This is a genomic window from Aerosakkonema sp. BLCC-F183 (genome assembly GCF_041929145.1).
Lineage (GTDB): Bacteria > Cyanobacteriota > Cyanobacteriia > Cyanobacteriales > Aerosakkonemataceae > Aerosakkonema.
This window is the reverse complement of the sequence record NZ_JBHFNU010000087.1, coordinates 1-13,772: the sequence shown is the minus strand read 5'-3', so window position 1 is coordinate 13,772 and position 13,772 is coordinate 1. Positions and strand designations below refer to the sequence as shown.

The 13,772-nt window shown below is 41.1% G+C and carries 10 protein-coding genes and 1 rRNA gene; 3 read left to right on the top strand and 8 right to left on the bottom strand.

Going from position 1 to position 13,772, the window contains the following annotated elements; genetic code table 11:
• The first annotated feature begins 116 nt into the window (after positions 1-116).
• Together ACE1CD_RS25010 and ACE1CD_RS25005 are read left to right on the top strand one after the other, a co-directional pair.
• A complete protein-coding gene (locus ACE1CD_RS25010; protein ID WP_374826610.1) occupies positions 117-5,555 on the top strand; it encodes an AAA family ATPase in 5,439 nt (1,812 codons plus the stop codon).
• Positions 5,556-5,718: 163 nt separating this feature from the next.
• Positions 5,719-6,330, top strand: a complete 612-nt coding sequence (locus ACE1CD_RS25005; RefSeq protein ID WP_374826609.1) for a Uma2 family endonuclease — start codon at positions 5,719-5,721, stop codon at positions 6,328-6,330.
• Between the two features lie 18 nt (positions 6,331-6,348).
• Here the strand turns inward: ACE1CD_RS25005 and ACE1CD_RS25000 are convergent, their stop codons facing one another.
• The 4 genes from ACE1CD_RS25000 to ACE1CD_RS24985 all read right to left on the bottom strand — a co-directional run bounded on the left by ACE1CD_RS25000 (position 6,349) and on the right by ACE1CD_RS24985 (position 10,119).
• Positions 6,349-6,771 carry an HNH endonuclease gene (locus ACE1CD_RS25000; RefSeq protein WP_374826608.1) on the bottom strand — a complete coding sequence of 141 codons (423 nt, stop codon included), beginning with the start codon at positions 6,769-6,771 and terminating at the stop codon, positions 6,349-6,351.
• Positions 6,768-7,121, bottom strand: coding sequence for a hypothetical protein (locus ACE1CD_RS24995; protein WP_374826607.1), 354 nt, complete (start codon positions 7,119-7,121; stop codon positions 6,768-6,770). The genes ACE1CD_RS25000 and ACE1CD_RS24995 overlap by 4 nt, the downstream gene beginning before the upstream one ends.
• Before the next feature lie 201 nt (positions 7,122-7,322).
• The gene (locus tag ACE1CD_RS24990; RefSeq protein ID WP_374826606.1) at positions 7,323-8,693 is read right to left on the bottom strand and encodes a tetratricopeptide repeat protein; all 1,371 of its coding nucleotides are present in this window, start codon (positions 8,691-8,693) and stop codon (positions 7,323-7,325) included.
• Positions 8,674-10,119: an NB-ARC domain-containing protein gene (locus ACE1CD_RS24985; RefSeq protein WP_374826605.1), complete on the bottom strand. Its 1,446-nt coding sequence runs from the start codon at positions 10,117-10,119 to the stop codon at positions 8,674-8,676. Before ACE1CD_RS24985 ends, ACE1CD_RS24990 begins: the two co-directional genes overlap by 20 nt.
• 178 nt (positions 10,120-10,297) lie before the next feature.
• Here ACE1CD_RS24985 and ACE1CD_RS24980 point away from each other — a divergent pair, with 178 nt between their 5' ends.
• Entirely contained in the window at positions 10,298-10,816 is a 519-nt protein-coding gene (locus ACE1CD_RS24980; protein WP_374826603.1) for a hypothetical protein, read from the top strand.
• Between the two features lie 125 nt (positions 10,817-10,941).
• Here ACE1CD_RS24980 and ACE1CD_RS24975 read toward each other — a convergent pair whose 3' ends face one another.
• The 4 genes from ACE1CD_RS24975 to rrf all read right to left on the bottom strand — a co-directional run bounded on the left by ACE1CD_RS24975 (position 10,942) and on the right by rrf (position 13,754).
• On the bottom strand, positions 10,942-11,724 hold the full coding sequence (locus ACE1CD_RS24975) for an ABC transporter permease (protein ID WP_374826602.1): 783 nt from the start codon (positions 11,722-11,724) through the stop codon (positions 10,942-10,944).
• 59 nt (positions 11,725-11,783) lie between these two features.
• Positions 11,784-12,572 (bottom strand): ABC transporter permease, encoded by a 789-nt coding sequence (locus tag ACE1CD_RS24970; protein ID WP_374826601.1) that lies wholly within the window; start codon positions 12,570-12,572, stop codon positions 11,784-11,786.
• Complete coding sequence (locus tag ACE1CD_RS24965; RefSeq protein WP_374793432.1) at positions 12,572-13,552, bottom strand: ATP-binding cassette domain-containing protein; 981 nt, start codon at positions 13,550-13,552, stop codon at positions 12,572-12,574. The genes ACE1CD_RS24970 and ACE1CD_RS24965 overlap by 1 nt, the downstream gene beginning before the upstream one ends.
• Positions 13,553-13,636: 84 nt before the next feature.
• Positions 13,637-13,754 (bottom strand): 5S ribosomal RNA (rrf, locus tag ACE1CD_RS24960).
• Positions 13,755-13,772 lie beyond the last annotated feature (18 nt).

Below are 13,772 nucleotides of genomic sequence, written 5' to 3'. Positions count from 1 at the left end.
TGCGATTATCTGCGTTCTTAAGCCTATATTCGCCATTTATCAGCTATTTGTCTCTAAATTTCCTCACAGCCAAAGAGTAAAATATTAGAAATTGTCTGGGAAACAAGAAATAAGTTATGAATCCGATCGCTAACTTAGCAGGGTATCAGATCGCAGAGCAATTGTACGCGGGTGCCCGCACCGTCGTCTATCGAGGCATTCGTACCAGCAACCAACAACCCGTCGCGATCAAACTACTGCGAAACGAATACCCAAACTTTAACGAACTGGTTCAATTCCGCAATCAATATACGATCGCTAAAAATCTGGACTTTCCTAGTATTATCAAACCTTTCAGTCTAGAAGTATATCGCAACGGCTATGCCTTAGTGATGGAAGATTTTGGCGGCATCTCTTTATCTGATTATCTCAAACTAATAACTAATGAAAGTAAAATATATAAACCCTTAAATTTATCCGAGTTCCTCCAAATTGCCATCCAACTCACGGACACTCTGCATTATCTTTACCAAAATCGAGTTATTCATAAAGATATCAAACCTGCGAATATTCTAATTAATCCCGATCGGCAACAAATTAAATTAATTGACTTCAGTATTTCTTCCCTTTTACCGAGAGAAACTCAAGAGATTCAAAATGCTAATGCTTTAGAAGGAACGTTATCCTATCTATCTCCCGAACAAACTGGTCGCATGAATCGCGGCATAGATTATCGGAGTGACTTTTATTCATTGGGGATAACTTTTTATGAATTGCTAACTGGTAATTTACCATTTATATCCGAAGATCCGATGGAATTAGTGCATTTTCATTTAGCCACAGCACCGATTCCCATCCATCAAATCAACCCGGAGATTCCTCTAGTTTTATCAGAAATCGTCAGTAAATTGATGGCGAAAAATGCCGAAGAACGCTATCAGAGTGCATTGGGAATCAAGCACGATTTAGAGAAATGTTTAACTCAATGGCAAGCAAATGGTCAAATTGAGTATTTTGAACTGGGAAAAAGAGATATCTGCGATCGCTTTACGATCCCCGAAAAACTTTACGGTAGAGAAACTGAAGTCGATCGACTATTAAACGCCTTTGAGATAGTTAGTAATGGCGTCACGGAAATGATGCTAGTTGCGGGTTTTTCTGGGATTGGCAAAACAGCGGTTGTGAATGAAGTACACAAACCCATTGTGCGTCAACGGGGCTATTTTATCAAAGGTAAATACGATCAATTCCAACGTAACATTCCCTTCAGCGCTTTCGTGCAAGCTTTCCGCGACTTAATGGCACAATTATTATCAGAATCAGAAGCTCAATTGCAAATATGGAAAACCGAAATATTCGCAGCAGTAGGAGATAACGGACAAGTTTTAATTGACGTAATTCCCGAATTGGAAAACATCATTGGAAAACAACCACCAGCGACGGAATTATCGGGAACAGCCGCCCAAAATCGGTTTAATTTATTATTGCAAAAATTCATCCAAATTTTTACCACGAAAGAACATCCTTTAGTGATGTTTTTAGATGACTTGCAATGGGCTGATTCTGCATCGCTGAATTTGCTAAAATTATTGATGGAAGATACCGGATATCTATTGATATTAGGTGCTTATCGAGATAATGAAGTATCGCCAGTACATCCATTTATCTTAACCGTAGATGAACTGGTCAAAACTGGAGTGACAGTCAATACAATTACCTTATCGCCGTTAAGTCGATCGGATCTCAATCGATTAGTAGCAGATACGCTGAATTGTGAATTATCTATTGCCCAACCTTTAACAAAATTAGTCTATCAAAAAACTCAAGGAAATCCTTTCTTTGCCACCCAGTTTCTCAAAGCATTACATGATGACAAGCTAATTAGCTTTAATTGGGATATCCAACATTGGCAGTGCGATATTGCGAGAGTTGAAGCCTTGGCAATTACCGATGATGTGGTAGAGTTCATGGCATTGCAATTGCAGAAATTGCCGAAAGAAACTCAAGATATTCTCAAATTAGCGGCTTGTATTGGCACGCAATTTGATTTGAATACCTTGGGAATTGTCAGTGAGAAATCGTCGGGAATGACGGCAACAGCTTTATGGAAAGCATTGCAGGAAGGTTTGGTGATTCCTACTACCAGAATCTATAAATTCTTTACCCAAAGTGATAGCAACGAAGTTTTGAAAGCGACCGCAAATCCTACTTATCGATTTTTGCACGATCGCGTTCAACAAGCTGCTTATTCCTTGATTCCTGACGAGCAAAAAAAACAGACTCATTACCACATCGGACAACTGCTTCAGCAAAGATTATCAGAAATAGAAAAAGAGGAAAAGCTGTTCGATATTGTCGGGCATTTAAATTTAGCAATTGAGTTAATTACTCACCCAAATGAACGGGAAGAATTAGCCAGAATTAACTTAGCAGCCGGACAAAAAGCGAGAAATTCCACAGCCTATTCAGCCGCTCGAAATTTCGTGCAAACAGGGCTGGAATTGCTGACCGATAATTGCTGGCAAAGTCAGTATGAATTAACCCTGAATCTGTATGTAGCAGGTGCAGAAACTGCTTACTTAAATGCCGATTTTGAAGAGATGGAAGCAATGGTGGCTAGGGTTTTAGAATTTGCCCAAACCACATTAGATAAAGTGAAAATTTATCAAATTAAAATCAGTGGTTTGGCAGCCCAAAGTCAGATATTAGAGTCGATCGCTGTGGGTAGAATTGCCCTAGCGCAATTAGGCATTGAACTCCCCGCTGAAGCTGACCAAAACTTCAACGATCGATTACTACAAAACTTGAGCGATCGCATCCCAAACGAGCAGATTTCAGAACTGATGAATCTCCCCTTAATGAGCAAGCGAGAAACAATTGCAGCGATGCAGCTATTAGCCATGTTATTTCTGCCCATTTTCTTCGGAAATTTTGCCTTGCTTCCGGTGCTAACTTCCAACATGGTGAGTTTATCCCTCCAATTTGGTAATGCACCCGCATCAATTATCGGATATGCCAGTTATGGGATGTTGCTGTGTGCTTCTTTTGGCGAAGTAGAAAGAGGTTATGCTTTTAGCTGCTTGGCATTGAGTTTACTCGATCGTCTTAATGGAAGAGAATTTAAGTCCTTAACTTTACTCTTATGTAGCTTTTTAATCGACCATCGCCAAGTCGCTCTCAGAAACACAATTACCATGATGAAAGAGGGTTATTTGGTGGGAATGGAAACGGGTGATTTCTTCAGTGCTGGACATAATGCAGATAACTATTTAGATAGTAGTTTATTTGCCGGAGTTTGCTTAGAAGATTGGGAGTCAGAAGTCGAGAATTACTGCGTTGTTTTATCTCAAATGAAGCAAGATTCTTCCCTAGTTTTTGTGAAGATGAAACAGCAGATGGTACATAATTTGCGAAATGCGATCGCTCAACCAGATTTATTACAAGGAACCGCTTATGATGAAATGGTGATGATTCCCCAACATCATCAAAATAGTGAATTAAGTGCATTAGCTGCTGTCTATATTGGCAAACTGATGCTGGCTTATTTTTTTTGTAACTACACTAATGCCCTAGATTACATTGCCCAAGCTAATCACTTTTTAGCCACAGTTGCAGGAGCAACCTATACGGCAATTTTCCGTTTTTATGCTGGTTTAACTGAGTTGGCACTCTGTTCTACCCAGTCAGAAATCGAGCAAGCGAACGCTCTCGATCGAGTGAAAATTCACCAAGATACTCTGATTGAATGGGCGCGTCATGCACCGATGAATCACCAACATAGAGTTGACTTATTAGAGGCAGAAAAATGTCGAATTTTCGGACAAAAATCGGCAGCGATCGAATTATATGAAAAAGCCATTGCCGCAGCTAAAGAAAATCAATATACCCATGAAGAAGCTTTAGCAAACGAACTGGCGGCTAAATTCTATTTGAGTTGGGGAAAAGAAAAAGTTGCCCCTGGATATATGCAAGAAGCATACTACTGTTATGCTCGTTGGGGTGCGAAGACAAAAATTGCTCATTTAGAACAAAATTATCCTCAATTACTAGCAGCCATTCTCCAACAAAATAAACTAGCGAACGAATCTGGAACAACGATCGCCACCCTCTCGATTAGAAGCTTAACTGCTACCAGTAGCGGTCAGAATTTACGGTTAGATTTTTCAACGGTAATCAAAGCAGCACAAGCGATATCACAAGAAATTGAATTAGAAAAATTGTTAGCCACTTTGATGCAAATTTCCCTCACTAATGCGGGGGCAGAAACAGGAGTTTTAGCGATCGAGAAAGATGCCGAATGGTTAGTAGTAATTAAAGCCGATCGAAATCAAACTGAAAATTGCCAAGTTCCTCTCGTTAAATCGGAAGAATTACCCCAAAATTTGATTTATTCTGTAATCAGAAATCAAACAACAGCAGTTTTTGATGACTTGAGTGCTGAGGCTCAATTTGCAGGCGATCGCTATATTATCGCCCACCAGCCTAAATCGGCTTTATGTATTCCCATTACCAAGCAGGGAAAATTAATTGCCATTTTATATTTGGAAAATAACCTCACAGTCGGAGCATTTACTAGCGATCGCGTCGAAATTCTCCAAGTCCTTACTTCCCAAGCAGCTATATCTATAGAAAATGCCCGTTTGTATCGACAAGTAGAGAACTATTCTCATAACTTAGAAGCCGAAGTAGCGCGAAAAACTGAAGCTTTAAGCCAAAAAGCTGTTGATTTAGAGCAAGCATTGCAAAACTTACAACAAACCCAAGCCCAATTAATTCAAAGCGAAAAAATGTCAGCCCTCGGTCAATTGGTAGCGGGGATAGCCCACGAAATTAACAATCCGGTAAATTTTATTGCTGGTAATCTCGAATATACAGAAAGTTACTTAAAAGATTTGTTGATTTTGCTCTCTCTTTATCAGCAGGAATATCCGCAAACCAGTGCCGTAATTAAAGATAAAATCGAACAAATGGATTTAGAGTTTATCAGTGAAGATTTACCTAAAACTTTGCGATCGATGAAGGTGGGAAGCGATCGCATTCAACAAATTATCCTGAGTTTGCGTAATTTCTCTCGCTTAGATGAAGCTAACCTGAAAAGCGTAGATTTACACGCCGGAATTGAAAGCACTTTACTAATTTTACAAAACCGCTGCCAAGGTAGCGACGATCGACCCCAAATCCAAATAATTAAAGAGTATGGCAATCTTCCTAAAGTCACCTGTTATGCTAGTGAGATGAATCAAGTATTTCTGAGTATTATCAGCAACGCTCTTGATGCTCTCAAGGAAGTAAGTAAAACTAATCAAAAGCCGCTGATTCATATTCAGACTGAAGTCATAGAAAAAGAGCAAGTAAGAATTACGATCGCTGATAATGGTGGCGGAATTCCAGCCGATCTTCAAAAACGCATATTCGAGCCATTTTTTACCACTAAACCAGTTGGGAGCGGTACGGGTTTAGGTTTATCGGTCAGCTATGCTATTATCAAAAAACATGGCGGTAAATTAACCTATACTTCTACCGTCGGTAGCGGCACAAAATTTGCGATCGAGATTCCCATCAAGTATCGAGTATAATACCAAAACTACCCAATATTCGCGCTTCAATGGATAAGTAAAAATCACGATTTTTTTAATTTCAAAGCAGCTTCAGACTGAACAAAACTTAACCAAATGTTCTGAAGCTATTACAATAAAATATAACTATACATTTCCCGATCGCATACCACAGGTAAACAGCATGACTGCCATTTCTACTCAGTCAAAGCAAACCCTCACATTTGAGCAATTTCTGGCGCAATACCCCGATGATGGTCGCTATGAGTTAGTGGATGGAGAAATTGTGAAAATACTAGCAACTAGACAGCACGATGATATTGCAGATTTCCTTAATAAACGATTTGATAGGGAAGTTGACCGACTGAGCTTGAACTACAAAGTGTCCGGTAGAATTATGATTGCCACTTTAACCAAAAATGGCAAAGAACAGGGACGGTTTCCCGATGTCAGCGTGGTTAGCTTAGATGTCTGGCGTGCAAATCGTTCTGCTTATTCTGCTTTGCGCGAACCTTTGCAATTAGCTGTAGAAGTCGTATCAACTAATTGGGAAGATGATTATATCGATAAATTAGATGAATATCAACGTTTAGGGATTCGTGAATATTGGATTGTAGATTATTTGGCTATTGGCAGTAGAGATTATTTAGGTAATCCGAAACTTCCTACTGTTTTCGTTTATCAATTAGATGAAAATGGAGATTATCAAGTAACTGCTTATAGAGGTAACGATCGGATTGGATCTGCTACTTTTCCTGAATTGGAATTAACTATTGAAGATATTTTGAGGGTTTAGGCGAAAATTTTATTACTTTCAATCTGGCAAAGGTAACAAATTTGCAGCAATTAGCAATTGACGTTCTTTAACTCTGTTCGGGTGATTTAATTGTAATAAGCGAATGGTAACGCAACCAATTGCAGTCAGTGGAATAAATTGAGCGTCACTCAGTTGAAAATGCTCCGACCATCGATCGCGCCGAGGATTGTATAGTGGAGTAATCTGGTTTGTTTGGGGATCGATCGAAGTTAAGTCACTGCCTTTATGTTTGTTGCATACCGTACAAGAAAGTGCTAAGTTTTCAGCTTCAGTTAAGCCGTCGTGTTTTTCAGCAATAATGTGGTCGATCTCATGTTTGGAAAAGCTTGCTGCTTCTGGAATCAAGCAGTATTCGCAACAACCGTTAGCGCGATCGTAAACCAGTTGTCGCAGCGTAGATGATATATAAGTACGACTCACGATCTTTTCAATCTCAAGTAAGCTTCAGCCTTCGCAAGGCGTACCAAGTGTTCTAAATATTGGTACTGCTGCCATTTTTTTTCTTCTGCGGTCGTCAATCCTGTAGTGCGATTTTTTTCTAATAATTGATTAATCTGAGCTTGTAAAGCTTCTGACGGACGTATTGCTAATATTTCTTGCGGCGTAGGTAATTTAGCCAGAAATTCTAAAACTTCTGCTGTACCCGCAAAACCAGATTGAGCTTTAGCATTGAGTTCCCGCAACCCTAATTCTAGAATTTCGGGGATATCCTCTTCCAGATTGCTCAACTGAGCGGCTAATTCGTTAGGAATCTCGATCGTTACTAACATAGTATAGTTGTTTGCGGACTAATACATTGTATTGAATTTTTTGTAGGCATAATTGTCTCTATTCTATCTCTAGTTTGTCTTGAAGTCAAGTTCGCTTAGTACCCGTCATTAAGCTTAAGCTTTTTCATGGAGTTATTGTAATTTATTTGAGTAGCGATCGCATCAGCTTAACATCATAATGGACATCTCCTACTATCTGGATCATCCAGTTGTATTTTTTAGATACTTAGAGCGACCCAAGTAGCTTTTGATTCGATTAAAACAGCCTATGGCAAAACCCCAAAGCCCACATATTCCAAGTTTCTTAAGTAGAACAGCCCACTCTTTAATCGATGACCGTTGCTGGTAGTATATGTAAACTAGATGTACGGCAGCATCACCCATCATTCCAGGAGACTTAAGACGCTTTCCCTCAGCCAGTAATTTTAGAAAAGTTGTTATAGCATCATAAATATCACCCGAATACTCCAAAATACGCGCACGATTAGCTAATACTTTTGCCATTGAGAAATCAGCATAATCAAGATTGCGATATGACTCTTCTGCATATTCTAAATACTTTAATGCTGCCTCATAATTAGGCTCTGGATATTTACTATAGGCAGATGCAGCTAATCCTGATATGTGTCCTTCGGCTTCAGCAAATGAAGTTTGAACCACTCCTAGCATTTCTTCAGTTGCTTTCTTGAATCTAGTAATAGCTTCTTCTAATGTTTGACGAGCCTTTACAATTTCACCTTTGCGGTATTCTAACCATCCTATTCCATAATAGTTTAGGGCTATAAAGAGAACATTATTAGACTCCTCAGATAGAATTTTGCCCTGAGCAAAAGCTTTCTCAGCTTCTTTAAGTTTATTAGCTTCCAGGCAAGCCATTCCCAAACTATATAAAACACGCCCCCGGTCAAATATGTCACCAATGGAGTCGAGTAGCCGATCTGATTCCTGATATGGTGAGATAGCCAAGTTGCTCTTACCCCATCGATCGTATAAAGTGCCTAGATTTAGTAACGCACTAGCCTGCTGATAAATGTCGCCTTGTTTCTGAAATATTTTTAGTGCTTTTTTTATATGCCATTCAGCTTTCTGAGGTTTCAGAGAACGTTGTAAAGTAATCCCTGCTCCCAAATGGTTTAATGCTAAGAATGTATCATCTCCTGCAACGGTGCTAACCTCAATGCCTTTATAATGATATTCCAGAGACTTCCGCAGTTGACCAATTTCTTCCACGTAACGACCGAAGCCATAAAACAGCCAGGGACTATCCGATCCTGCACCAATGCTGATTTCTTCTTCTGCCCAGACTCCCCAGTATCTCCAGTCTTGAGTTAGATCGCAGTAATTAAGTAGGACTTTGCAGTATTCTCGCTTATTACCTTTACCTTCTTCGACAAGATCGATCATCTGCCCAAAAATTTCACGCAGGCTTGAAACAGTTTCATATCCATTTTTTCCGTAAAGTTCCCTATTTAGTTCTTCACCTCTTGAAATCCAATGATTAGACATTATAGTATCTCTATCCTGAAATAGATTGAATATGAAAACATCAAACTCATTGGGAGATTGTTCCATATTTATTTTTCAATGTTTCATTTACATAACGAACTGTGAACGAGTGCAAGGATACTTTTCTAATACCGCTTCCTTGTGTACTACATTCTACAAGTGACAGTTTCCGCAGGGTTTCAATACCACCACGTACCTCTTGTTCTGACAAATTCTTCAATCTGCAAAGATTAGAAATGGAAATAGGCTCTCGTATCTTTGCCAAGTAAATAAGTAGAACTATAGAAGATTTATTCTGTTGTTTTTTTATTTTCTGCCAACTAGCTTCAAAAAGATAATCATATAGCTGTCGTTCTGTAGATACTCTCTGCAAGCCTTCAATAGCATCGTCTGGACTTAATACATCGACCTGACTTACAAATAATTTCATTGCCAATGGCATACCTTCTGTAACATCTAATATTTTTTCCATCTTTGAATCAGGTAATTCTAAGAGGGGATTTTCGTTCGGATTTGAGTATCTTTCTTCAGCAATTTCTCTGATAAATTCCCGTGATACTGGGCGACTCATTTTTGTCATCGGGTATCGAATAACGTTTGCATCGACCTGTTCCCTACTTGTTAAAATAACACTACTTTTTCCCAATACTTGCTGTAACTTTTCTGCTAGTTTACCGGGACTTTCTGCATCTTCTAGTCCATCTATGACAATCAGACAACGACTTGCTTCTAGAACCTTGCAAATTTCTTGTTCAAGTTTTTCTTGATCTTGTCCCAGGATTACCCAGTTTGGTATTCTTAGTTCTTCACCTATTTTTCTTAAAGCATCCTCTGTTGTTAAGCTTGCCTCCATGCGGGGATCGGGTTTACCAAATAAATCGGCTTTATACTCACATACACGAGCACGAACCCAGGCAACTCTTGAAAAAATTCTGGCATTGTAAGTATCGCTTACAACTTTGTGGCAAAACGCTGTTTTACCCATACCACCCATTCCAACAATACTAAAAATTTGAGGACGATCTTCCTCCAAATCTTTCAGCATTTTACTTCGTTCATCACTGCGAGCAATGAATTTATTGTAGTGCTGCTCATCTCGCCATGTAGCCGAGCCACCAATCTCTCTTTGAGCCGCTAACGTCTCAGATGAAAGCGAAGCCGAACCCTGATTTTTCTGCCAAGACGGGAATTTATTATACCACAACCAATTGAATGAATTTATGAAATTGCCTCCTTCTTCTTTCGAGGGACGACCCTTTTTGAAAACAAGATTAGGACAACCCTTCTTATCCAATACCTTGTATATCTCACCTAATTCTTGTTGGAACTTCCATTCATCCATTTTAAGCGAATTGGCAATCTCTGTATTCGGCTTCTGCTTGTCCGCATCCTCATAAGCATACCGAGTTAAGAATACTTTCCTTCGCGTCTCATTCCCCAAAAAACCAAAAATATCAGCCATCTCGTTGAGAAATTTTTTTCTTTCGTCCATAAGTTAGCTCCAATTTAGGTTTAATCAAACTTTTTTAGCAAGAATGTTTTCTATTTTTAAACTATTTTTTTACTATTTTCACTCTATTTTTCAATTTTTGCTATTTTATTCTAATTTTAGGTAAATTTTTTATTTGTAAAAAATCCATCACACTCAAAGTAACGCTTAGGAGATACCTATGAAACCTTTTGAAGAGATGGAACCAATCCAAAACATTCTCCCTCGCATACTGGCTCAAATTACTGAGCAACACCCAACGATTCAGACTGTCATCAATCAATTAAAGCAGACCGATACAGACGTTATTAATTCCCTGCGTGAAACGTTTCCTCCAGAAGTTCAGCAGTTTGTCTCGAATTCCCCGCTTAAAATTCGGGTGCTAGACTGCAACATGGCTGTTTATCTACCTCTAGTGGATATTGAGCAAATTAAAAAATTCATTGTTGATATGGCTCGTCTGTGTGGCGGGGCTAGTTGCTTCCCAATCCTGGGGCTGTGGGAGAGTCCAGCTATGGAGCTGATCGGCGAGGATATTTTGCTAGTCAGGTTTTTTATGACCAGACAAGCACTAAACGAACACGCCGAAACTGTCCTGAAGAGTGTTTACCACTTAGGACAAATTCTCAACCAGACAGAGATGGCAATGGAGATTGGTATCGCCATGTGGAGGGGGATGCTACTTATACCCACAAAATAACAGATCGAAGGCTATGCTGCCAACAGCATAGCCTCCCATAGACTTGCTGTTAATAGCGCTAAGAATGTCGATATTTCCCGACGAAGCACTGACACTCTGAAAGCCGCCCGTGTCAGTGGTTCTGCTTAACTCGAAGCACTGGTATAAAAACGCAAGGCAAACCGCCAAAATCCCACTGAAGCCAAAAACAGCACAACTGCCAACACTCCCGCACCCAATACCCAACCAACATCACCTCGCCCCAACATCGCCTCTGCTGGCACTGTTGTCAAAAATGCTACAGGTACTATAAAAGTAAAAAAGAACCGATAAGCCGTAGGATAAGCCATCATCGGATATCTTCCCGCCTCCAGCAGTCCTCTCAATACCTCAGTAACGTTGAATATTTTGACAAACCAGATGCTAGTCGCTCCCAGCATAAACCACAGGCTGTAGAGGATAGCCACACCGAATGCGATCGGCACAGCACTAATCATGTAATCATTAATACTAATACCCAGATGTACACCCGCATAGCCAATCAGCAGAAAACCGAAAATTAAATCCGGTATTCCCCAAGGCGATACACTTCTAGTTGAAAGCCAAAATTGACTGCTGATAGGCTTAAGCAACACAAAGTCTAGGGTTCCTTCTTGCACTTGTCGGACAATGCGGTTTAAATTAGGAACCAGGAAAGTAGTAGAAAATCCCTGCAATAAAGTGAATATTCCCAATACCACCAACGTCTCTTCCCAAGACCATCCTTGGAAAGTGTAGCCAGTGCGGTAAAACAAAAATAAACTGAACAAACTGCCGATCAAATTTCCCAAACTACTGAGAGCGGCTAAAACAAAGTTAACTCGGTACTCCATCTCAGCTGCTAAAGAGGTACTCCAAAACAACCCCAACACTCGCAAATATCTTTTCATATTTGGGATTCTGACTTACACGCTCAATTCAAAATCTAAAATCCAAAATTTCAAATCAATTATGCTCCCATTCCTGAATATCGTTTTAGTCCCCGACGCCACAACCAACGGTTGCAGACAAAAAAGAACAAGCACCAACCCAGCATAGTTAAAAATCCTTTCACCACATCTACGGGTAGTCCTACCAACAGTGCAGCTGGAAAATGAACCAAATAGGGAAACGGAGTCCAAAGCACAACCTCCCGCACCCCTGGTGGAAAAAGTTCCAGAGGCGCAACCATACCAGAGAGAAATAGGTACAGCAAAAACCAGAATTGATCGATCGCAGATGCTCGCTCTATCCAAAAAGCGAACATCGCAAAAGTATACTGAATTAGGAAGCGTAAAATGAAAGCGATCGCCAGCGCCGGTACGCACAGCAAAAAGCTTTGCAGACTCGGTACCCAAACCGCTTGGGGGTAGAGTATAAAAAACAACACCATCAGCGCGATCGCGAATGGCAACCGAGCAAAGCGTTCTGAAATATGAGAAGCGACGTGATGCCAAACCGGGTCTAGAGGCTGTAGCAACCTGGGAGAAAGCTTTCCTTCCACCACCTCTTTCTCAAAATCCCAAATCACCCACACCACCGAAAACTGGCGTACAAAGAAAACAACCAGAAAGTAGCGAGCAAACTCCACTGGTGTCAATCCGAACCTGCCACCTTGCGCCGCCTGCATCCAAATTCCCATCATAATCAGCGGCAAAGACCCGGACAAAACCCACAACACCAGTTCTGCCCGATACTCCACCATATGAGCGTAGTAGACCTCAAGCAGCACTGTAGCTTTTCTCACAATACCTTTCATCAGGCTACCCCCGCACGAAACACTCGACCGATAACTTCTTCGATCGGCGGGTCAGTCACAGTCAAATCCAATACCTCTAATTCCGCAAGTATACGGGCAACCGTGCGAGTCAGGGCTTCCCGCTGCACCAACAAACGCACCTCCCGACCTTCCACCGCTTCCAGTTCCCCGTATTGCGACAAATCGGTTTCCGACACAGCTTGGGCTAACTCCACCTTAACTTCCCGGTAAGGGGCGAACCGCTGCAACAGCCCTTCCAAACTACCATCGTAAATTAGCAGCCCTTGGTGAATCAACAAAACGCGATCGCAAAGAGCCGTAATATCCGCCATATAATGACTGGTCAGCAGCACGGTCGCCTGGTATCGCTGATTGTACTCCCGCAAAAAATCTCGCACACCCACTTGAGCGTTAACATCGAGTCCTAGCGTCGGTTCATCTAAAAATAAGACTTGCGGATGATGCAAAAGTGCAGCCAGCAATTCTGCTTTCATCCGTTCGCCCAAAGAAAGCTTGCGTACAGGTTGGTTGAGTTTTCCTTCCAATCCTAATAACTCTGTTAACTCACCCACCCGCAGCCGAAACTCTCTGTCCGAAATATTATAAACAGCAGCATTAATTTTCAATGAATCTAGCGCTGGCAAGTCCCACAACAGTTGCTGCTTTTGCCCCATCACCAAAGTGATTTTTTGCAAAAAAGCTTCTTCACGTCGAAAAGGAACATATCCAGCCACCCTAAGCTTACCAGACGAAGGATGAATTAGCCCTGTGAGCATTTTCAGGGTAGTAGTCTTACCCGCACCGTTAGGGCCAAGAAATCCCACCACCTCGCCCGGTTCAATTTGAAAAGAAACCCCTTGAACAGCATTCACCGAGCGGTAAGTGCGACGCAGGAAATGCAGTAGCGTCCCCTTAAGCCCCGGTTCTTTTACAGCCACCGGATATACCTTGCTCAGGTTATCAACTATGACGATCGGCATACGCTGTCCAAAACCTTCTGCACATCTCAAAACAGCAAAGCCCTCTTGTACATTTGAGCAAGAGGGCTTTAGCTGTAAATATTAACCTGGCACCGAGCTATTTTCCCAGGCAGTGACCCACCAAGTATCTTCGCCGCAGCAGCGTTTCACCTCCGAGTTCGGGATGGAGTCGGTGTGGTTCCACCGCGCCAGCAGCACCAGGAATGAAGTCAAAACTCAC